Below are 19,585 nucleotides of genomic sequence, written 5' to 3'. Positions count from 1 at the left end.
CGTCTTAGTGCGATGAATTGACAGGAATGGTGGTAATGGTCTTGCGCACTGCGGCTGCTTTCTTTTCCAGGTCCGTCCATGGTGGCAGGGTGGTGCGGGTGCGGCGCAGGTAAGCGGCAATCCGCGCCATATCCTGATCGGACAGGGCATTGTAGAAGCTGGGCATGGCTACGCCGGACTGGCCTTCTTCCGCTGTCAGCCCATGCAGGATGACCTGATAGAGGTTGGTGGGTTCATCCAGCCAAAGCGCGTTGTTCAGCGCCAGATCGGGGCGGCCCAGTACGGGGGAAGGGGCTGCATTGTAATGGCAGGCCGCACATGCACCCTGATAAAGCTTGGCGTCGGGGTCCACGGTCGGGCCGATCAGGTCGATCTTGGACTGTTCCATGGCGCGGGCAAGGGCGGCCTTGTCATGCTTTTCACGCTCGGCGGCATGGTCCACATCGGCAAAATAATGCGCGATGGCGTGTACATCTTCTTCCGGTACGGTGGAGAGGAAGCGGTGCGGCACGGGGGACATGGGGCCACCAGCAGGCCCATGGAGCGGTGCCACCCCATAACGCAGGTACTGGAACAGCTCGTCTTCCGTCCACGTGGTGGGGGTCGGGTTATGCTCGTTCAGTGGGGGGGCAATCCAGTTGTCCACCACTGCGCCGTCGTAAGGAGCGCTCTTCTTTTCCGCCCCCATGAAGTCACGCGGGGTATGGCATGCGCCGCAATGGGCGTTACCTTCAGACAGGTAAGCCCCACGGTTCCACAAGGCATCATGCCGCGGGTCGGGCTTGTACACGCCGGGGGTGAAGTACAGCAGCTTCCAGCCGGCCTGCAGAATACGCAGGCTGAGCGGGAAGGGCAGCTCGTTGGTGCGGTGCGTCATGTGCACGGCAGGGCGTGTCATCAGATAAGCATAAAGATCGGAGACATCCTGCTCGGTCATTTTGGTGAAATGATCAAACGGGAAGGCCGGAATAAGATGAACCCCCTTGCGGGAAACCCCAAGATGCATGGAACGCTGGAAAGCTTCTTCCGACCAGTTGCCAATACCGGTTTCAGGGTCCGGTGTAATATTGGGGGAATAGATGGCGCCAAACGGTGTATCCATCTTGTAATCGCCAGCCAGTTCCGGTCCACCGCCCATGTCTGTGCGGGTGTGGCACTCCGCACAGTATCCTTCGGCGGCCACAATCCGGCCCCGCTCGATCTGCTCGGCGGAAAAACTGCCGCGGTCAGGGGGATCCACCGGTTCTATGGGGGGGTACCAAGCGTAATAAAGAAAACCCATGCCGGCCACGGCGCCAATGGCGGCTGCTCCTGCTAAAAGACGTTTGATCACTCTAATCCCCACCTTATGTGTAAACGTCCCGTCTGGAGGGCAGATGGATCAAGTCTGCCCAACACAGCCAGAGGAACAGCATTTGCGGTCTGTCGTTGATTAAGATCAATCGTATCTGGATTTCTGTCGTAGATAAACGCATAGAAGCAATGTTATTACACGACAAAGTGTATATGATTTATCTATATCGCAAGAATATTACAAAAACTGGCCTTTTCTGGGTATTATCTATATTCACAAAGATATAGATCGTCAGAAATTTGCATGTGCGGCATGCATTTTATTAGGGTGAGTGGCGGGGTCCAGCTTAGGGAAAGAGGCTGGATAGGCACAGGAGTGCCCCACAGAATCCGACCGGTCGAAGAATCGGTTACCCTTGTGGAGCAGATTTGTTGCAAGCAAAGGCTTGAAAGCTGCCCCCCTTTCTTTTAAGGAAGCGCATTCGCGCACGCGTCCGGGCCTGTGGGGCATGCCCGGCCGTGCAGAAGCCACTTTATTCCTTCGGGGGTAGGGCGGTTATGTCCAGCGTATTTCAGGAGTTAATGAAATGCCCAAAATGAAGACCAAATCGTCGGTCAAGAAGCGGTTCAAGATCACCGCGACCGGCAAGGTGCTCTCCGGCCCGAGCGGTAAGCGTCACGGCATGATCAAGCGTACCCAGAAGATGAAGCGCTCCGCTCGCGGCACGCAGGTTCTTCAGCCGCAGGACGGCCGTACGGTTAAGCAGTGGGCCCCCTACGGGCTGTAAGGAGCATCTAAGATATGGCACGTGTTAAACGCGGTGTAACCACACTCGCTCGCCACAAAAAAGTTCTGGAACTGTCCAAGGGTTACCGCGGCCGGTCTTCCACCAACTACCGCATTGCTCTGGAACGCGTTGAAAAGGCGCTCCAGTACGCATATCGCGACCGCCGCAACAAGAAGCGTGAATTCCGCGCTCTGTGGATCCAGCGTATCAACGCCGCTGTGCGTGAACACGGCCTGACCTACAGCCGTTTCATTAACGGTCTGGACAAGGCTGGGATCGAGATTGACCGCAAGGTTCTGGCCGCCATCGCATTTGATGACGCAGCAACCTTTGCCGAAATCGTCAAGAAGGCACAGGCCGCTCTGGCAGCCTGATTGCCGGTTCTGACAGATCCGGTATACAAGAAGGCCGTCCCTTACCGGGCGGCCTTTCTGCTTTCTGGCGGATGGTTTTTGGGCCTAAGGGCTTTTCTCCCGGAGCGGGAGATTGTATCCGCCCGGTAGTATTTTTTCCTCAGCGCGGGGTTCCATGAGCGACGATCTAGAAACTCTTCGGCAGGATGTCCTGTCCGAACTGGCTGGTGCCACAGACCTGCGGGCATGGGATGCCGTGCGCGTTGGCACTCTGGGCAAATCCGGCCGCCTGACCGGTCTGCTCAAGGCGTTGGGGAAAATGCAGCCCGATGAACGCAAGGCGCGGGGCGTTGCCCTGAACCGCCTGCGTGATGAGCTGACCCAGGCGGTAGAAGCCCGCGGCAAGGAGCTGGAAGCCGCTGCCCTGCAGGCCCGCCTGATTGCCGAAAAACTGGACGTAACCGTACCTCCCCCGGCAGAGGCCGCAGGCTACATCCACCCGATCAGCCGCACGATCGAGGAAATGACGGCCATTTTTGGTGTCATGGGTTTTCAGGTTGCTGAAGGGCCGGATATCGAGACTGACTGGCACAACTTTTCGGCCCTGAACACGCCCGACCATCACCCCGCGCGGACCGACCACGACACGTTTTACCTCCCGCCCGCGCCGGGGCTGGATGTGACCCGCGTCCTGCGGACCCAGACCTCGGGCGTGCAGATCCGCACCATGCTGGGGCAAAAGCCGCCCATCCGTATTATTGCACCCGGCCGGACCTACCGTGCGGACCATGATGCAACGCATTCCCCCATGTTCCACCAGTGCGAAGGTCTGGTTGTGGGGCAGGGCATTACTCTTGGGCACCTCAAGGGCTGCCTGATCGAGTTTTTGCGTGCGTTTTTTGGCAAGCCGTCCCTGCCGGTGCGTTTCCGCTCATCCTACTTCCCGTTTACCGAGCCGTCTTTGGAAGTGGATATTGGCTGGTCGCGCAAAACGGGTGAAATCGGGGCCGGGGAAGACTGGCTGGAAGTGCTGGGCGCAGGCATGGTCCATGCCCGTGTTCTGGCCAATTGTGGGCTGGACCCGCGCGTATGGCAGGGTTTTGCCTTTGGTATGGGGGTCGAGCGTCTGGCGATGCTGAAGAACGGCATCCCCGACCTGCGCTCGTTCTATGAAAGCGATATCCGCTGGCTGCGACATTACGGGGCAGACCCGCTCGCACCCGCACTGCTGCACGAAGGGGTGTGAGAGTATGAAATTCACGCTGTCATGGCTGTATGAGCACCTGGAAACACAGGCAACGCTGGCCGAAATATGCGCCATGCTCAACCAGATTGGCCTGGAGGTGGAAAGTGTCGAGAACAAGGGCGCCGCTCTCGAACCGTTTCTGACCGCGCGTATTCTGGACGCCCAGCCCCACCCCAATGCTGACCGTCTGCAGGTCTGCCGGGTGGATGCGGGTCCCGGTTTTTCGGATGTGCAGGTGGTGTGCGGCGCCCCCAATGCACGCAAGGATCTGGCGGTTATCTTTGCACCGCCGGGCGCTTATGTGCCGGGGCTGGATACAACCATCAAGGCAGGCAAGGTCCGGGGTGAACTCAGTGGTGGCATGCTCTGCTCCCTGCGTGAACTGGGGCTGGGGGAAGAAACCAGCGGCATTGCCGAACTGCCCGCCGACACACTGCCCGGCCAGTCCTACCCCGATTTTGCCGGGCTGGATGACGTGGTGATCGACATTGCCATAACCCCCAACCGGGGCGATGCACTGGGTGTGCGTGGCATTGCGCGCGATCTGGCCGCTGCCGGGCTTGGCACGCTGCGCCCGTGGCTGGCCGAAACGGTGGAAGGCACGTTTGCCTCCCCCGTGGAATGGGCCATTACCTACCCCGAGGCCTGCCCGTGGGTGCTGGGGCGGACCATCCGTGGGGTCAGGAACGGCCCCAGCCCGGAATGGCTGCGTAACCGGCTGGAAAGCATTGGCCTGCGCTCCATTTCCGCACTGGTGGATATTACCAACTATTTCTGTTTCGATCTTGGGCGGCCGCTGCATGTGTTCGATGCGAACACAATCGCCGGTGGCAGGCTGACCCTGTGCCGTGGCGCGGGGGAAACCTTCCGCACGCTGGACGGGCAGGATTGCACCGTAACAGCGGAAGACTGCGTTATTGCGGACCAGAACGGTGTGCAGTCCCTTGCCGGAATCATGGGTGGGGAAGCCACAGGTGCTACTGACGCCACAACCGATGTGTTTGTGGAATGCGCCCTGTTTGACCCCGTGCATGTGGCCCTGAGCAGCCGCAGGCTCGGCCTGTCGTCTGATTCGAGCTATCGCTTTGAGCGCGGTGTGGATCAGGCGCTTCCCGTAGCCGCTCTGGAAGCGGCAACCCGCATGATTATTGATCTGTGCGGGGGGGAAGCCAGCGAGGTTGTCTCCGCCGGGGAACCGCCCGCATGGCAGCGCACGGCAACGCTGCGCTTTGACCGGGTGCGCGATCTTGGCGGGCTGGACGTGTCGGCTGATGAGAGCGTCAGCCTGCTGGAAAAGCTGGGCTTTGAAGTGCGCGAGCGGACCGCCGAACAGGTGGAACTGGGTGTGCCTTCGTGGCGGAATGATGTGGCGCAGGCTCCTGTTCTGTCGCAGGGCAGGGACCTGCCCGCCGATGTGGCAGCCCTTGCCGCACAGGGTGTCGCTGCCATTGAGGCTGAGAGCGATCTGGTGGAAGAAGTTCTGCGCCTTAAAGGGCTGGACGCTGTTCCCGCTGTGCCGCTGCCCCCCATCAGTGTGGTGCCCGGTGCATCGCTCACTCCCGCACAGGCCCGTTTTGCACTGGCACGCCGCGTTCTGGCCGCCCGTGGCCTGACTGAGACTGTGGGCTTCTCCTTTGTCTCGCACGAGGAGGCCATGCATTTTGGCGGCGCGCCGGAAAGCCTGCGCCTGCTAAACCCCATTGCCTCTGATCTGGACCAGATGCGTCCGACCCCGCTGGTTAATCTGGTGGCGGCCATCCGGCACAACAGCGTGCGCGGGTGGGGAGATATTGGACTGTTTGAGATTGGTCCGGCCTTTGCCCAGTCCGCACAGCAGACGCTGGCAGCCGGTGTGCGCTCGGGTTCCACGCAACGTTACCCCGGTGTGCCCGGGCATGCGGTGTCGCTCTGGGCCGCCAAGGCGGATGCGCTGGAGGTGTTGCGGCAGTTTGGGGTTAACCCCGATGCCATAACCACCACGGCGGACGCCCCGGCATGGTACCATCCCGGTCGTTCGGGTGTGCTGCGGCAGGGGCCCAAAAACGTTCTGGCGTATTTTGGTGAACTGCATCCTTCCGTGCTTCAGGCTGCGGGGATTGATGTGCCGGTTGTGGCCTTCGAAGTGTTTGTCGAAGGCGTGCCGCAGCCCAAAAAGAAGAAGAAAACCGCGCCTGTTCTGTCTGCTTTCCAGCCGGTGCGGCGTGACTTTGCGTTTGTGCTTGCGCAGGATGTTCCAGTGGAAAGCGTGTTGCGCGCAGTACGTGGTGCGGACCGTCTGCTTGTGGCCGATGTCAGCCTGTTTGACATTTATACAGGGCCGCATGTGGCGGAAGGCACACGCTCGGTTGGGGTGGAAGTCACACTCCAGCCTACCGAGAAAAGTCTGACAGATGCTGAACTCGAAGCCGTATCCGAGCGTATTGTGGCTGCTGTCAGCAAGGCAACCGGGGCTGTCCTGCGCTAAGGGCAGGCCGCGGCAGAAGGAGCAGGTCATGGCATGTTATTCCCCCGCCCATGTAAGCCGCTGGGTCAAGGCCGGTTTTGCCGCTGTGCTGCTATGTGGTGGGTTTACCCTGCCGCATGCCGTACGGGCGGATGAAATTACAGGGGCGGGCTCAAGCTTTGCAGCGCCGCTGTATCAGGCTTGGTCGGCTGCTGCTCCTTCTGGCGTAGACGTGCGGGTGAATTACCAGACCATAGGTTCGGGTGCCGGGCAGAACCAGATTCTGGCCGGCACGGTGGATTTTGGCGCATCCGACGCCCCCATGGCTCATGCCCGTCTGGTGGCTGGCGGGCTGGTGCAGGTGCCTACCGCTATTGGCGGTGTGGTGGTAACGGCCAATGTTCCCGGTGTGGCTGATGGTGCCCTGCGCCTGAGCGGGCCTGTGCTGGCTGCTATTTATGCAGGCACCATAACCCAGTGGAATGATGCCCGGATTGCCGCCCTTAATCCCGGAGTCAATCTGCCAGATCAGGTGATTGCCCCTTTGCACCGGGCGGACGGCTCGGGCACGACCTATGTTTTTACAGATTATCTGGCCCATGTATCCCCCGAGTGGAAAAATGGCGTGGGTAAGGGCACTTCCGTGGCATGGCCGGTGGGTGCTGGCGCGCGTGGTAACGACGGTATTGCCGCGTATGTGCGGAATACGGCAGGCAGTATAGGTTACCTTGAATATGCCTATGCCGTGCGCAACCATCTGGCTCTTGTGCAGATGCAGAACCATGATGGTTTTTTTGTCAGTCCAACCGCCGCAAGTTTTGCGCAGGCTGCCCAGTCCGCGCGATGGGATGAGGCGGACCTGACCGCAGCCCTGAGTGATGTGGAAGGGGCGCAAAGCTGGCCCATTATTACCACCACCTATGTGCTGTTCCCGGCCACGGCAACCGCCGATAATCAGGGGCAGGCCGTGCGGCGCTTTTTCCGCTGGGGGCTGGTTGGTGGGGAGGCCGTGACCCGGCAGCTTGATTATGTGCCGCTCCCTGAGCAGATCCGTGCCCGTGTTCTGCTCAGGCTTGGCGGGGAGTGAGCCGTATGCGGGGGTTATCCCGCGCTCATTCCAGACTTGTCCTATATTTCATCCACAGATTCTGTGGATAACCGCCCCGGTGGTTAATGCAGCCAGACCTGAGAGAACAGGATCTGATTGACCTCGGTATAAAAAAAGTTCCGAACACGGGCGGATGTCAGCACCACGTTGTCTTTTTCAATCATGGGGGCGGCGGGTGCCTGCTCCATGATCAGCCTGTTGGCTTCCATCCAGAGCTGGTCGCGCTGGGTTGTGCTCAGGCTGGTATCCGTTTTGGCTCGCTCCATGACAGACTGGGCGTGGGGGTCGCAAAATCCCGGTATGTTAATCGAGCTGTCGGAATGGGGATGAAAATTCTCACACCCGAAGAGCGCGTCCACAAAGTTGGAGGCCGAGGGGTAATCGGCTGACCAGCTTGTGAGCGATATCTGCACATGGTTATCCGTGTTCTGGATGTAGGGCAGATGCAGGCTGCTGCTTATGGAGCGCAACACGGCCTGATAACCAAGGGATTGCAGCATGTCGCGCACCCATGCCCCCATGGCCATGTCCGCGCTGGTATTGTCCACGACCAGTGTAACCTTCTGCCCCGTGGTGCCGCTTGCGCGGACCAGATTGCGGGCCACCTGCATGTCCGGCGCCGACCATTGCTGTGCCGGTGCGGTGGGTGATGCCCCGCGTGTATAGGCGCAGTTCTGCCCCGCAACATCCAGAGCAGACGGAACAAGCCCGCATAACGGGCGGGCAATACCCGGTCCACCGTACAGAATAACCAGCGCTTTGCGGTTGAGAGCATAATTAACAGCCTGACGCACCCTTATGTCCGTAAAAGGGGGCTCATGCATGTTCATGGGTAAAAAGTAGATCGAGGGGTGGCGCATGACATGCGTCTGCCCCGCAAAGTGGCTGCCAAGTTCCCCCAGCCGGTCCAGGGGGATGGTATCAGCCATCCAGTCATACTGCCCGTTTTCCACCGCGGTTACGGCGGCCTCTTCGGGAATGCCAAAGGTATATTCAATCCGGTCCGGGTAGCCTGCGGGCTGTGCCTGCGGGTTCCAGACATGGAAGGCGGGGTTGCGGGCAAGATACAGAAAATTGTTGGGATCGTAGGCTTCCAGCCGGTAGGGGCCGGTGCCGGGCAGGGGGGTATTGCCCGTATCGTGGTCGGGGGTGCTGGCTGGCAGAATAACAGCGTGGGTAAAGGCCAGCTTTTGCAGGAACTCGGTATCGGGGTGGGTCAGGTGGAAGGTTATGCGCCGGGTGGCTGCATCGGCTTCTATTCCATGTTCGAGTGTGCAGTGTGTGGGGGGGCGCAGGCAGGCATCCGCTCCGACAAGAGCACCATAAAACGCCCCCGCTGTTGGCGCGCCAATACGGAAAAGGCGCTGGAAGGAGGCAACAACATCTGTCGTGGTCACAGGCTGACCGTTGGAGAAGGCAATGTTGGGGCGCAGCGTAAACGTGTAACTCAGCCCGCCATCCTGCGGGGCTGGCAGGGTTTCTGCCAGATCGGGCACGACCTCCTTGCCCGCAGGGCCGGTGACTTTGCGAAAAGTGGTGAGCCCATCATACACATTGGCAAAAAGATTGATGTATTTGCCAGTGTAGTTGATCTGGGGGTCCAGTGTGCCGCCAGAAGCAGAGGCAACCAGCCGGAGCGTTCCACCTGCATGTTCGGGCAGGGGGAGTTCGGGTGGAGGGGCTGGAGGGCTGGCGCATATCCCATGGGGAAGAGGCGAGGCCAGCAGACATCCCAGCAGTCCGCCTGCCAGCCGACTGTAAAAAGATGGTGGCTTTTTAGCGGGGTACATTCTGGCCCATGGTCTGGGCGGGCTGCCCTGGCATGGGTTGGCCGGTCATAAGGGCGGCAAAGCCGGAATACATGGTGCTCAGGACAATAATGCCAACCATGACAGCCCCGGCGATAACGGCCAGACGGACAACTTTTTCCGTCTTGTCATTATCGGTCATATTGTACGCCTTGCGGGGCGCCGACAGCCTGTTTTTCATACAGGTTCTGCGACTTTGTGTATTGGAAGGTGTTCTGCGGGGTTGCTGGCGGCCTGTACCAGTCGGGTGTGACCTGTCCTTTATGGATGCGTGCGTGGTAGTGGTGCGCATTGGGGTCTTCCGCACAGGCCGAAAGGCCCGTGAGCATCAACACAAGCAGGGCAAGCTGGGTACTGGAGCGTGTGGGCGTTTTCATGCCGCCGAGCATACTCCCAATTTTCCTGCCAGAAAAGTCTTGCCTTCTGTGGTGCTGTGATCACGCCATATGGCGGCGGCAGGTTTCGTAAAATGCACAGTTATGCGCCGCGTGCATGTTCCTTACCTGTGCTTGCAGGTGTGGCATGGTTGCCTCGGGCCTGTTAAAAGCGGAGCCAAAGAGCGGAGTTTGCCATTTCCTTGCCTTATCATTGTGTTAGCAAGGAAGGAATCAGACAGGTTTTGGCAGTAAAAGGGACATGGGTATGGCGGTAACAGGGCTGGCTGCGATACTGCTTGTTATTGCGCTTCTGCTGGTTGTGGTGAGTGCGGTACAGCCTATTGCCCGCAAGCTCGAACTCTCCGAAACCGTTCTGCTGGCTATTGTCGGCATTATTATTGGTTCGCTGGCGGATTTTGCGCTGCGCACGTCCTATGCTTCCGCCCTGAGCGGAATAGCCGAAACCCTGCTGGATTTTCCCATAAGCAGTGAGTCGTTCCTGCTTATTTTTCTGCCTGTGCTGGTTTTTCAGGGCGCGCTGGCCATTGATGTGCGGCGTCTTGCGCACGAGGCCGCAACCGTGCTGCTGCTGGCCGTGGTGGCTGTGGCGCTCTCCACCGCTCTGATCGGTTTCGCCCTTATGCCCTTTGCGGGTATGCCGCTTGTGGTCTGCCTGCTGCTTGGCTCCATTGTGGCGACCACGGACCCGTCCGCCGTGGCCGGGATTTTCCGCGATATTGGGGCCTCCACCCGTCTGACCCGGCTGGTCGAGGGGGAGGCGCTGCTCAATGACGCCGCCGCCATTTCCATTTTTTCCATTCTGCTGCCATCGGTCACGCTGCATCGCGCCATCCATCCGGGAGAGGCCGTTGTTTCGTTTGTCGTCTCCTTTGCGGGGGCTCTGGTGGTCGGGGTGCTGTGCGGGCGGCTGACACTGGCCATGATGTCGGCCATCGGCAGTTCCGCTGCCGAAATTACGCTCAGCGTCGCGCTGCCTTATGTTGTCTATATTATTTCGGACGAGTTTCTGGGGGTATCCGGTGTGGTGGCTACTGCTGCTGCGGGGTTGACGCTCTCGGTTTACGGGCCGTCCACCGTGCGGCCACAGACATGGCTGTTTCTCAACCAGCTCTGGCAGCAGCTGGTATTCTGGGCGGGGTCTCTGGTGTTCGTGCTGGCGTCCATGCTGGTGCCGCACCTTCTGGTGGGCATGACCCGCTGGGACTGGGTGCTGATCCTGATCGCCAGTGTGGCCGGGCTTACCGCCCGTGCAGCCGTAGTGTTTGGCATGCTGCCATTTCTGGCGTGGTCGCGCCTTTCTCCCCCCGTGCCAACACCGTTCAAGGTAACCATGGTGTGGGGGGGGCTGCGTGGGGCGATTACGCTGGCGCTGGCGCTGGCGGTGACTGAGAATGAGCACGTCGCAACGCCCATTGCCCATTTTATTGGTATTATCGCCACCGGCTTTGTGCTGATTACCCTGCTGGTCAATGGCACCACATTGCGCTCGCTTGTTCTGTTTTTAAAGCTCGACCAGCTTTCTCCCATTGATGAGGCCATGCGCCATCAGGTGCTGGGCATAGGTTTGGGGAATGTCCGCGAACGGGCGCAGGAACTGGGGAGAGAACTCGGCTTTAGCGCGGACGCCACGCGCCCCGTGCTGGACCAGATCGAGCGTCGCTCGGAGGAGGAACAGGCCGCCAATGTGTTCGATCAGGCTTTGTCCGATACCCAGCGTGTCAACCTTGCCCTGATCACCATAGCCAGTCAGGAGCGCTCCTTGCTGCTGGACCTGTTCCGTATGCAGGGTCTGTCGCGGCGGGTGATGGAAACCCTGCTGCGCTCCTCCGAAGCCGCGATTGATGGTGCAAGGCTGGAAGGGCGGCTGGGGTATGTGCGCGCATTACGGCGGCGGCTGAGTCCTTCCTTGCGGTTTGATCTGGCGCAATGGGTGCATAATTACCTGCACTGGGACCGGCCCCTGATGCTGTGCATGGCCGAGCGGTTTGAAATGCTGATGGTGGCGCATTTTATTTCCATCTCGCTGACCCGCTTCATGCGTGAACGACTCGAACCCACGCTGGGCAGCCGTATTGGGGAGATTGTGGCCGAGGTGCTTTCCCGCCAGCGCAAGCTGCTGGATGAGGCGCTTGAAACCCTGCGCCTGCATTACCATGGCTATGCCGAAGCGCTGGAAAACCGTATTTTCCGCCAGATATCCCTGCGTCTGGAAGGGGAGGAATACGACACCCTTCTCGCGGAATCCCTGATCAGTGATGAACTGAACCGCGAACTGCTCAAGGAACTGGAGCGCCGCAGGCACCGCCTGAACAAGCGCCTGAGCTTTGACCTGCGTAGCGGGATTGAGGACCGGATTAAAAACGCGGCCGTGTTCCGTGGGCTGCCGGGTGCGGAACTGCATGATCTGGCCACCACCACATCCCTGCGCTTTGTGGCACCGCAGGAACTGCTGTGCCGCAAGGGGCAGAAGATGCGCTACGTCTATTTTATCAGCGCCGGGCTGGTGGAGGCGCATGTGGCCGGGGTGGATGAATTGTACGGGGCAGGGGACCTGCTAGGCGCGCAGGAAGCTCTCCAGCGCTGGCGCTGTGTGGGCAATGTGCGGGCCGTGCAGTTCGGGCATTTCATGGCGATCAAGGCGTCGCGTTTCCGCCGTCTGGTAGATGACTACCCGGTGGTCATGCAGAACATCGAAACAATCCTGCGCAAGCGCGAGGCAGGGGAGCGCCCGACATCGCTCCTGCCAAGGCGGAAAATAGCCGCTATGGATGAGGATGGTCTGGCGGCCAGAGCCCTGCTTGCACCCGAAGGGGATGTGCTGGCTCTTATGCCGCCGGAAAAGCCCGATGCAGGCGCATCAGACGATAAAGAGGCAGGCGGGGCGTAAGTCCCCTGCCTCCTTGGAGTATCAGGCAGGTCTAGCGCAGGTTGCTCTGGCGCAGCGCAAGGCCGAACTGTACCCAGCCAATGCCGCTTGCTATCAGTTCAACGGCGATAAAGGTGCCAATCAGCCACAGGCCGGACCAGGGCAGGCTGAGATACAGGCACATGCCCACCACAAGGCTGATCAGCCCGCTGCCCAGAATAATACCCCAGCCCGGTAGCCCACGGTACTGCAACGCCATGATCGAGCGCAGAACACCCACCACAACAAAACAGGCCGAAGCAAAAACCGTAATGGCCACGGAGCCGGAGACAGGTTCCTTGATCAACAGGGCACCGGCAAGAATATAAAGCCCGCCGCAGAGCAGGGAAAACAGGAAGCCCCCCCAGTCCTTGACCGCAAGGGCATGCACACCCTGCATGATCCCGGCAAAAATAAGCAGGCCACCAATAAACATGGTGCTGGCGAGGGTAACGGACACCGCATCAAGGCAGGCAACAAAGCCCAGTATGACCAGTGCAACGCCCAATCCGACAAAGAGGGCCCATTTGTGTGCAAATGGCATGGAGTATATCCTTGCGTCCCAGAGTGAAGAGTAGTGCTGTTCTGATAGTATGTTGGTGCGTGTTAATACAAAATAAAAACGGTGCCGCACGCCTCTTGTATCCTCACCCGCATGGCTTTTGTTGACAGGCCGGTGACGTTCTCGTAAACTCTGCGACCATTGCCGGGAATGTGGACAGACCGGCCAGCGCCTTTTTGCTGGTAATGCGGTGTGCGCCCGCTCCGATCCGTGGTGGACGGAGACTACCGGTGTAATGACGGGCTGTTTCTCCCGGCCCGCCTGTTGAGAGATGAAGAGCGCACTATGAGCAAGCGCCTTGAGAGCAAGTACAAAATCAACCGCCGCCTTGGCGTAAACCTGTGGGGCCGTGCAAAGTCCCCCGTTAACCGTCGTGAATACGGTCCGGGTCAGCACGGTCAGCGCCGCAAGGGCAAGCCTTCTGACTTCTCCGTGCAGCTGATGGCCAAGCAGAAGCTCAAGGGCTACTACGGCAACATCACGGAAAAGCAGTTCCGCCGCTACTATCAGGAAGCCGTGCGTCGTAAGGGCGATACGTCTGAAAACCTGATCAACCTGCTCGAACGTCGTCTGGACGCGGTGATCTACCGCATGAAGTTCGCGATCACGCCGTTTGCTGCACGTCAGTTCATCAGCCATGGCCACATTCTGGTTAACGGCCGCAAGCTGAACATCCCGTCCTACATCGTTAAGGATGGTGACGTGATCGAAGTGCGTGAAAAGTCCAAGCAGCTTGCCATCGTTCTGGATGCAACCCAGTCCGCTGAGCGTGACGTGCCGGAATACATGGAAGTGGATCATCGCCAGATGAAGGGTACGTTCCTGCGAGGCCCGCAGCTTTCCGATGTGCCGTATCCGGTGCAGATGGAACCGAACCTGGTGGTCGAATTCTACTCCCGTTAATCGGGAACTCCGGTTCGACCTGTGGACGCCGGGTGGAGGGTTTTCTCTCCATCCGGCGTTTGCCGTTTTTATTCATGCCAGAAGCCCCGGAACTGATTTATGTCTGATACCGCCAATCCTGAACTGGGTAAGGAAATTGTCCGCCGTCGTACGTTTGCGATCATCTCGCACCCCGACGCCGGTAAAACCACACTGACCGAGCGTATTCTGCGCGCGGGGGGTGCCATTCAGCTGGCGGGGAACGTGCGGGCCAAAGGCGAGCGCCGCCGCACACGTTCGGACTGGATGGCCATTGAGCGCGACCGTGGTATTTCGGTTGTCAGTTCGGTCATGACGTTTGATTACGGCGGGTGCGTGTTCAACCTGCTCGACACGCCGGGCCATGAAGACTTCTCCGAAGATACGTACCGGACCCTCACCGCCGTTGACTCGGCCGTTATGGTGATTGACGCGGCCAAGGGGATAGAAGACCGGACACGCAAGCTGTTCGAAATCTGCCGCCTGCGCGATATTCCCATTGTGACCTTCATCAACAAGATGGACCGCGAGGCACAGGACCCCTTTGCCCTGCTGGACGAAATTGCCTCATCCCTCGCACTCGATACATGCCCCGCCACCTGGCCGGTTGGCCGTGCGGCTACGTTTGTTGGCACGTATGACCTGCTGAACGGCAAGCTCAACACGCTCACACCGCTGGCGGAGGACGATGCCCGTCTGGTGCAGATGCGTGAAGAACTGGAACTGGCCGAGGCCGCTCTGCCGGAGTTTGACCGCGCCTCGTTCGATGCCGGGCACCTGACCCCCGTGTTTTTCGGGAGTGCGATCAAGGAAATAGGCGTAACCGACCTGTTGGACGCGCTTGTGGCCTTTGGCCCGTCCCCCCGTGCGCAGGCGGCGGAAAGCCGCACAGTCACGGCCGATGAGCCCGGCATGACGGCTCTGGTATTCAAGATTCAGGCCAACATGGACCCCAACCACCGTGACCGCATTGCCTTTGCGCGCATATGCTCCGGCCGTTTAACGCGGGGTATGCGGCTCAAACACACGCGCACAGGCAAAAGCTTTGCCGTGCACACGCCCCAGTTCTTTTTTGCGCAGGACCGGCATCTGGCGGAAGAAGCCTTTGCAGGCGACGTTGTGGGCATTCCCAACCACGGCACCTTGCGTATTGGTGACACACTGACCGAGGGGGAGGACATCCGCTTTACCGGCGTTCCCCATTTTGCCCCCGAAATCCTGCGCCGTGTGCGCCTTGATGACGCCATGAAGGCCAAAAAGCTCAAACAGGCTCTGGTGCAGCTGGCGGAGGAAGGGGTCGTGCAGCTTTTCAGGCCGCAGGATGGCGCGCCCCCAATTGTGGGTGTGGTGGGCACACTTCAGCTTGATGTGTTGCAGGCCCGGCTGCAGGCGGAATATGGCGTTGGCATCGGGTTTGACTCCACACCGTTCTCCCTTGCGCGCTGGATTACCGGACCGCGGAGTAAAATTGAGGCATTTGCCGCCTCCAACCGCTCTGCCATGGCGGATGATCTGGATGATGACCCTGTTTTTCTGGCAACGTCGGGCTTTATGATGCGCCGGACAGAAGAGCAGAACCCCGACATCAAGTTCCACGACATTAAGCAGATCGGGATCGAAATCGGCTAAGGGGCGCGCGCACAGGTGTTTTTGCGGCAACTCAGTTACCTGATCGCGCTGGACCAGCACCGCCATTTTTCGCGCGCAGCACAGGCGTGTGGGGTGTCCCAGCCAGCACTTTCCTCTGCAATCAGGCAGTTGGAAAACGAGCTGGGCATTACCATCATCAACCGCAACCGCCGGTTTTTCGGGTTGACGGAGGAAGGCCAGCGCGTGCTGATCTGGGCCCGCCAGACCCTGGCGGATCTGGACAGTCTGCGGCAGGAGGCCGCTTTTGCACAGGATGTGGCGGGCGGGTTTGTCTCCATTGGTGTCATGCCGCAGGGGGTGCAGGTTGTGCCGCTGCTGCTGGAGCATTTTCGCAGCGCCGTGCCTGCCCTGCGGGTTGAGGTCACCGTTTACCCCAATGCGGAAATCCTGCATCAGCTCAGGGAGCAGCGCATTCATCTGGGGCTGATGTATCTGGAGCAGGTGCCCAAGGATGGACCGTTTGAGGTCCAGCGCCTGTACGCCGAGCATTACGTGCTGATTGCAGCGCCTTCCATTCCATTGCCAGTGGAGCACAGATGCGGCTGGGCAGAGGCGGCCACCCTGCCGCTGGGGCTGCTTAATCGCAACATGCACAGCAGGCAACTGGTGGATGCCTGTTTTGCACAGGCTGGCGTGGTGCCGCAGGTCATGCTGGAAACCAATGTGCTGGAACTGCTGCATACGGAAATCATGGCAGGCAAGGTGGCGGGTATTATGCCCATATCCGCCTTGCCTGAGCGTACGGGCCTTATGCCACCATTGCAGGTGTGCAGGCTGGACCCGTCCCCAGCGCCGGATGTTGGCGTGCTCCGGCTGAACCAGCCTAATTCCACCGCGCTGCTCACCCGCCTGTGGCATGTTGCCACCACTTTGGAACTGGATAGTATTTATACCGCTTAGCAGATTGTGGGTTCATCATAAATCCTGCTTATGATGTAATCAGAACAAACGCTTGGACTTATGCGGACGATCTGAACATCGTGCGGTTTTTTCGGTTGGCTGAGTACAACACACCATGAACAATATGGACCCAGACGCAGGCGTGCCCGGCCATCGGTGCGGGGGTATGCTGTTGCTGGCTGCGTGGCAGACGTTCAGCGCACACTGGGCGGGTAAGCTTAAATGGCTTGTTGCCCCGTCCTGCGGGGATGTCGCTTTTGCCGTACGCTCGGCCTTTGCCGCCGGGTTGTCCCTTGTCATCGCCATGGCCATGGAACTGGACAGCCCCCAATGGGCACCGCTGACCGTATGGGTGGTTGCGCAGTCCTCCCGCGGGGAGAGCTTATCCAAGGCACGGTGGCGTATTGCGGGTACAATTCTGGGCTGTTGTGTGGCGGTGGGGCTTATTGCCGCTTTTCCGCAAAGTCCTGCCCTGTTTTTTGGTGTGCTGGCCTGCTGGATTGGTCTGTGCTGCGGCATGGCCACCTTTTTGGAAGGGTATAAAGCTTACGGGCTGGTCCTGACCGGCTTTACATCCGCCATTGTGGCTACCGGGGCCATTATGCAGCCTGATCAGGTGTTTGACATCGCCATGGCGCGCGGCACGTATATTGTGCTGGGCGTGGTGTGCGAGGCCCTGCTGGCCCTGCTGTTCATGCCCGGCCTTCAGGCCCATGCGCGTGTCCGGCTTATAACCCGGCTGGAAAGCGTACAGGCGCTGGTGCGCAACCGTGTAACCTGTCTGGTGGAAGGGCACCCGACAACCGAACTGGACCAGAGCCCGCTGCTGGGCGAACTGACCGCCGCAGGCAGTCGTATTGAATACGATGCGCTGGAGGCCGGGGGGTATGGCCATATGGCCGACCATGCCCGTGCCGCGCTGGCGGGACTGCTGGTTATGCTGGCCCGGGCAGAAGGGCTGGCGACCCTTAAGCTGCTGCCTGCCAGCAAGGTGCCAACATCCATCCGCAAGGATGAGCGTAGTATTGATGAGCACGTGCAGGCCTGCCTGACACACCGGCGGGGAGACCATTTCCGTTTTCGTATCCGCTCGCGCAGGCATACGCTGGAAGCGGTGGAAAACGGTGTTCGCGCCTGTGCGGGTATTCTGGTTGGCTGGCTGCTGTGGGAGGTCACGGCATGGCCTGCGGGGCCAACCTTTATGTCGCTGCTGGCACTTGTGTACGGCCTGCTGGCCACGCGGGAAAACCCGGTTGTGGCCTCGGCTCCGTTCTTTCGGGGGGCCGTGTGGTGCGTGCTGGCGGCCGGGATTTACGTAACGCTGGTTCTGCCCGCGCTCAGTACGCCTGAACTGCTGGTAATCCTGCTTATGGTGCCTATGGTCATTGGCGGGCTTGCCGCGCGCAACCCGGCGACGGCGGGCTATGCGTTTTCGTTCAACATGTTTCTGCCTGTTCTTATGGGGCCGAATAATCAGGGACGGTATGATGAGGTTTCGTTCCTCAACACGGCCCTTGCATTTCTGGGGGCTGTGCTGGTGGCGGGTTGGACGTACCGCACGGTTCTGCCGTTCAGGCCCGATTCCCACATGCAGCGCACGGCACGCTGGACCAGCAGGCAACTGAGGGAGCTGGCTTCTGCCAATAACCGGGTTTCGGTCTATCAGTGGTTGTCAGGCAATGCGGATAGTCTGGTGCGGATTGTGCGTAATGCTCAGGGTATTGCCCTGCCACAGCGCAAAGCCTTTGCCCGCCAGCAGTTCTCGGGCATGGTGAGCGGAATGCATGTTATTCTGCTGCGTGAGCTTGCTCTGGCCCCCGACACGCCGCGCAATGTGCAACAGGCGTTCCGGGCTTTTCTGCGGCACTGGGAGCAGGATGATGGGGTGGTGGTAACCCGGCAGGCGGCCATAACCGCCCGCTGGCTTGACAGGCAGGTTGCACAGATGCCCCCCCAGCAGCAGGAAATATTTGAGCACGCCTTGCTCAGTCTCCAGCTTCTGGCCTGCGCGCAGCCAATGGAACTGCCATAAAAAAAGGGGATGCCGGAGCACCCCCTTATGGTCACCCTCCGCTACCGGGCCTGCCCGTAGCGGAGGAGGGGACCTGTAACTTAGGCCAGACCCTGCTTGAGAGCTGCCGTCAGTTCCTTGGATGTGACATTGCCGCCCAGATCCTTGGTGCGGACGCCGCCTTCGGTGATCACTTTTTTGATCGCGGCATCAATCCGGTCAGCCTGTTTGTTGTGGCCAACATGGCGCAGCATCATGACCGCAGCCAGCAGCAGGGCCAGCGGGTTGGCAATGCCTTTGCCTGCAATGTCGGGTGCAGAGCCATGGACAGCTTCAAACACGGCGGCTTTTTCGCCAATATTCGCACCCGGTGCCATACCCAGACCGCCCACCAGACCAGCGGTCAGGTCGGACAGGATGTCCCCGAACAGGTTGGTGGTCACAATCACATCAAACTGCCACGGGTTGATGACGAGCTGCATGGCGCAGGCGTCCACAATCCGTTCGTTAAAGGCGATGCGGCCTTTGTATTCCTCGGCAACCTTGCGCCCTTCTTCAAGGAACAGGCCGGTCAGCAGCTTGAGGATGTTGGCCTTGTGCACGATTGTAACCGTCTTGCGGTTGTTTTTTTCGGCATAATCAAAGGCGTATTTGACAATCCGGCGGCATTCCGCGCGGGAGGTAAAGCCGGAGCTCAGAGCAATACCCTTGGGGTCTTCACCCACGGGAATGTAGTGCTCCATGGCGGCATAATAGCCTTCCAGGTTCTCACGGAAGAGAACGAGGTCAATGTCCTCAAACCGGCCACCGGGGACAATGGTCTTGGTGGGGCGCAGGTTGGCGAACAGGCCGAATTCCTGCCGGAGTGTCACATTGATGGACTTGAAGCCACCACCAACTGGTGTGGTCAGTGGGCCTTTAAGGGCAAGGCCCGTACGGCGGATGCTCTCAATGGTCTGCTTGGGCAGTGGGTCGTTAACCGCATCTACACCAGCCATGCCGGCCAGCTGACGGTCCCATACAAACGGGGCGTCAACCGCGTCCAGAATTTCGATAACCGATTCAACAATTTCAGGGCCAATGCCATCACCGGGAATAAGTGTGGCGGGAATGGTCTTGCTATGTGCTGTCATTCTGAGAAGCTCCCTTTCAACGTTCGGTGCCTGTTCTGCGCCTCTTTGGACGCACAGGCGATTCCC

General features: G+C 59.6%; 16 protein-coding genes. 10 read left to right on the top strand and 6 right to left on the bottom strand.

The window, feature by feature from the left end:
- Positions 1–4 precede the first annotated feature (4 nt).
- A complete protein-coding gene (locus HNR55_RS01315; RefSeq protein ID WP_166110275.1) occupies positions 5–1,333 on the bottom strand; it encodes a cytochrome c in 1,329 nt (442 codons plus the stop codon).
- Positions 1,334–1,880: 547 nt separating this feature from the next.
- Here HNR55_RS01315 and rpmI point away from each other — a divergent pair.
- From rpmI to pstS, 5 genes are all read left to right on the top strand, one after another.
- Complete coding sequence (gene rpmI, locus HNR55_RS01310) at positions 1,881–2,081, top strand: 50S ribosomal protein L35 (RefSeq protein WP_086638528.1); 201 nt, start codon at positions 1,881–1,883, stop codon at positions 2,079–2,081.
- A 14-nt stretch (positions 2,082–2,095) separates the two neighbouring features.
- The gene (gene rplT / locus HNR55_RS01305) at positions 2,096–2,455 is read left to right on the top strand and encodes a 50S ribosomal protein L20 (protein ID WP_166110272.1); all 360 of its coding nucleotides are present in this window, start codon (positions 2,096–2,098) and stop codon (positions 2,453–2,455) included.
- A 154-nt stretch (positions 2,456–2,609) separates the two neighbouring features.
- Positions 2,610–3,680 (top strand): phenylalanine--tRNA ligase subunit alpha, encoded by a 1,071-nt coding sequence (gene pheS / locus HNR55_RS01300; protein WP_086647200.1) that lies wholly within the window; start codon positions 2,610–2,612, stop codon positions 3,678–3,680.
- A 4-nt stretch (positions 3,681–3,684) separates the two neighbouring features.
- Positions 3,685–6,144 carry a phenylalanine--tRNA ligase subunit beta gene (gene pheT, locus HNR55_RS01295; RefSeq protein WP_166110268.1) on the top strand — a complete coding sequence of 820 codons (2,460 nt, stop codon included), beginning with the start codon at positions 3,685–3,687 and terminating at the stop codon, positions 6,142–6,144.
- Positions 6,145–6,172: 28 nt separating this feature from the next.
- A complete protein-coding gene (gene pstS / locus HNR55_RS01290; protein ID WP_166110265.1) occupies positions 6,173–7,210 on the top strand; it encodes a phosphate ABC transporter substrate-binding protein PstS in 1,038 nt (345 codons plus the stop codon).
- A gap of 83 nt (positions 7,211–7,293) precedes the next feature.
- Here the strand turns inward: pstS and HNR55_RS01285 are convergent, their stop codons facing one another.
- The 3 genes from HNR55_RS01285 to HNR55_RS01275 are packed head-to-tail and all read right to left on the bottom strand — an operon-like array spanning position 7,294 to position 9,416.
- A complete protein-coding gene (locus HNR55_RS01285) occupies positions 7,294–9,021 on the bottom strand; it encodes an ABC transporter substrate-binding protein (RefSeq protein WP_166110263.1) in 1,728 nt (575 codons plus the stop codon).
- Positions 9,008–9,181 carry a hypothetical protein gene (locus tag HNR55_RS01280; RefSeq protein ID WP_166110260.1) on the bottom strand — a complete coding sequence of 58 codons (174 nt, stop codon included), beginning with the start codon at positions 9,179–9,181 and terminating at the stop codon, positions 9,008–9,010. Before HNR55_RS01280 ends, HNR55_RS01285 begins: the two co-directional genes overlap by 14 nt.
- Positions 9,171–9,416, bottom strand: coding sequence for a hypothetical protein (locus HNR55_RS01275; protein WP_166110257.1), 246 nt, complete (start codon positions 9,414–9,416; stop codon positions 9,171–9,173). The genes HNR55_RS01280 and HNR55_RS01275 overlap by 11 nt, the downstream gene beginning before the upstream one ends.
- A gap of 265 nt (positions 9,417–9,681) precedes the next feature.
- On the opposite strand from HNR55_RS01275, the gene HNR55_RS01270 reads away from it, so the two are divergent.
- Positions 9,682–12,324, top strand: coding sequence for a cation:proton antiporter (locus HNR55_RS01270; protein ID WP_166110253.1), 2,643 nt, complete (start codon positions 9,682–9,684; stop codon positions 12,322–12,324).
- Between the two features lie 31 nt (positions 12,325–12,355).
- Here HNR55_RS01270 and HNR55_RS01265 read toward each other — a convergent pair whose 3' ends face one another.
- Entirely contained in the window at positions 12,356–12,886 is a 531-nt protein-coding gene (locus tag HNR55_RS01265) for an HdeD family acid-resistance protein (protein ID WP_166110250.1), read from the bottom strand.
- 303 nt (positions 12,887–13,189) lie between these two features.
- On the opposite strand from HNR55_RS01265, the gene rpsD reads away from it, so the two are divergent.
- From rpsD to HNR55_RS01245, 4 genes are all read left to right on the top strand, one after another.
- Complete coding sequence (gene rpsD / locus HNR55_RS01260; protein ID WP_025824941.1) at positions 13,190–13,807, top strand: 30S ribosomal protein S4; 618 nt, start codon at positions 13,190–13,192, stop codon at positions 13,805–13,807.
- Positions 13,808–13,906: 99 nt separating this feature from the next.
- Complete coding sequence (locus HNR55_RS01255; protein ID WP_166110247.1) at positions 13,907–15,454, top strand: peptide chain release factor 3; 1,548 nt, start codon at positions 13,907–13,909, stop codon at positions 15,452–15,454.
- Positions 15,455–15,469: 15 nt separating this feature from the next.
- Positions 15,470–16,375 carry a LysR family transcriptional regulator gene (locus HNR55_RS01250; RefSeq protein ID WP_166110244.1) on the top strand — a complete coding sequence of 302 codons (906 nt, stop codon included), beginning with the start codon at positions 15,470–15,472 and terminating at the stop codon, positions 16,373–16,375.
- 166 nt (positions 16,376–16,541) lie between these two features.
- Positions 16,542–18,407 carry an FUSC family protein gene (locus HNR55_RS01245; RefSeq protein WP_166111229.1) on the top strand — a complete coding sequence of 622 codons (1,866 nt, stop codon included), beginning with the start codon at positions 16,542–16,544 and terminating at the stop codon, positions 18,405–18,407.
- An 80-nt stretch (positions 18,408–18,487) separates the two neighbouring features.
- Here the strand turns inward: HNR55_RS01245 and HNR55_RS01240 are convergent, their stop codons facing one another.
- Positions 18,488–19,519 carry an isocitrate/isopropylmalate dehydrogenase family protein gene (locus HNR55_RS01240; RefSeq protein ID WP_166110241.1) on the bottom strand — a complete coding sequence of 344 codons (1,032 nt, stop codon included), beginning with the start codon at positions 19,517–19,519 and terminating at the stop codon, positions 18,488–18,490.
- Positions 19,520–19,585: the final 66 nt, after the last annotated feature.

The organism is Acetobacter lovaniensis, from assembly GCF_014207635.1.
Lineage (GTDB): Bacteria > Pseudomonadota > Alphaproteobacteria > Acetobacterales > Acetobacteraceae > Acetobacter > Acetobacter lovaniensis.
This window is presented reverse-complemented; position numbering and strand designations above follow the sequence as displayed.

Excerpts from the sequence above, each read along its gene's own strand:
- rpmI (WP_086638528.1), top strand. The coding sequence starts at position 1,881 with ATGCCCAAAATGAAGACCAAATCGTCGGTCAAGAAGCGGTTCAAGATC.
- rplT (WP_166110272.1), top strand. The coding sequence starts at position 2,096 with ATGGCACGTGTTAAACGCGGTGTAACCACACTCGCTCGCCACAAAAAA.
- pheS (WP_086647200.1), top strand. The coding sequence starts at position 2,610 with ATGAGCGACGATCTAGAAACTCTTCGGCAGGATGTCCTGTCCGAACTG.
- pheT (WP_166110268.1), top strand. The coding sequence starts at position 3,685 with ATGAAATTCACGCTGTCATGGCTGTATGAGCACCTGGAAACACAGGCA.
- pstS (WP_166110265.1), top strand. The coding sequence starts at position 6,173 with ATGGCATGTTATTCCCCCGCCCATGTAAGCCGCTGGGTCAAGGCCGGT.
- HNR55_RS01285 (WP_166110263.1), bottom strand. The coding sequence starts at position 9,021 with ATGTACCCCGCTAAAAAGCCACCATCTTTTTACAGTCGGCTGGCAGGC.
- HNR55_RS01280 (WP_166110260.1), bottom strand. The coding sequence starts at position 9,181 with ATGACCGATAATGACAAGACGGAAAAAGTTGTCCGTCTGGCCGTTATC.
- HNR55_RS01275 (WP_166110257.1), bottom strand. The coding sequence starts at position 9,416 with ATGAAAACGCCCACACGCTCCAGTACCCAGCTTGCCCTGCTTGTGTTG.
- HNR55_RS01270 (WP_166110253.1), top strand. The coding sequence starts at position 9,682 with ATGGCGGTAACAGGGCTGGCTGCGATACTGCTTGTTATTGCGCTTCTG.
- HNR55_RS01265 (WP_166110250.1), bottom strand. The coding sequence starts at position 12,886 with ATGCCATTTGCACACAAATGGGCCCTCTTTGTCGGATTGGGCGTTGCA.
- rpsD (WP_025824941.1), top strand. The coding sequence starts at position 13,190 with ATGAGCAAGCGCCTTGAGAGCAAGTACAAAATCAACCGCCGCCTTGGC.
- HNR55_RS01255 (WP_166110247.1), top strand. The coding sequence starts at position 13,907 with ATGTCTGATACCGCCAATCCTGAACTGGGTAAGGAAATTGTCCGCCGT.
- HNR55_RS01245 (WP_166111229.1), top strand. The coding sequence starts at position 16,542 with ATGCTGTTGCTGGCTGCGTGGCAGACGTTCAGCGCACACTGGGCGGGT.
- HNR55_RS01240 (WP_166110241.1), bottom strand. The coding sequence starts at position 19,519 with ATGACAGCACATAGCAAGACCATTCCCGCCACACTTATTCCCGGTGAT.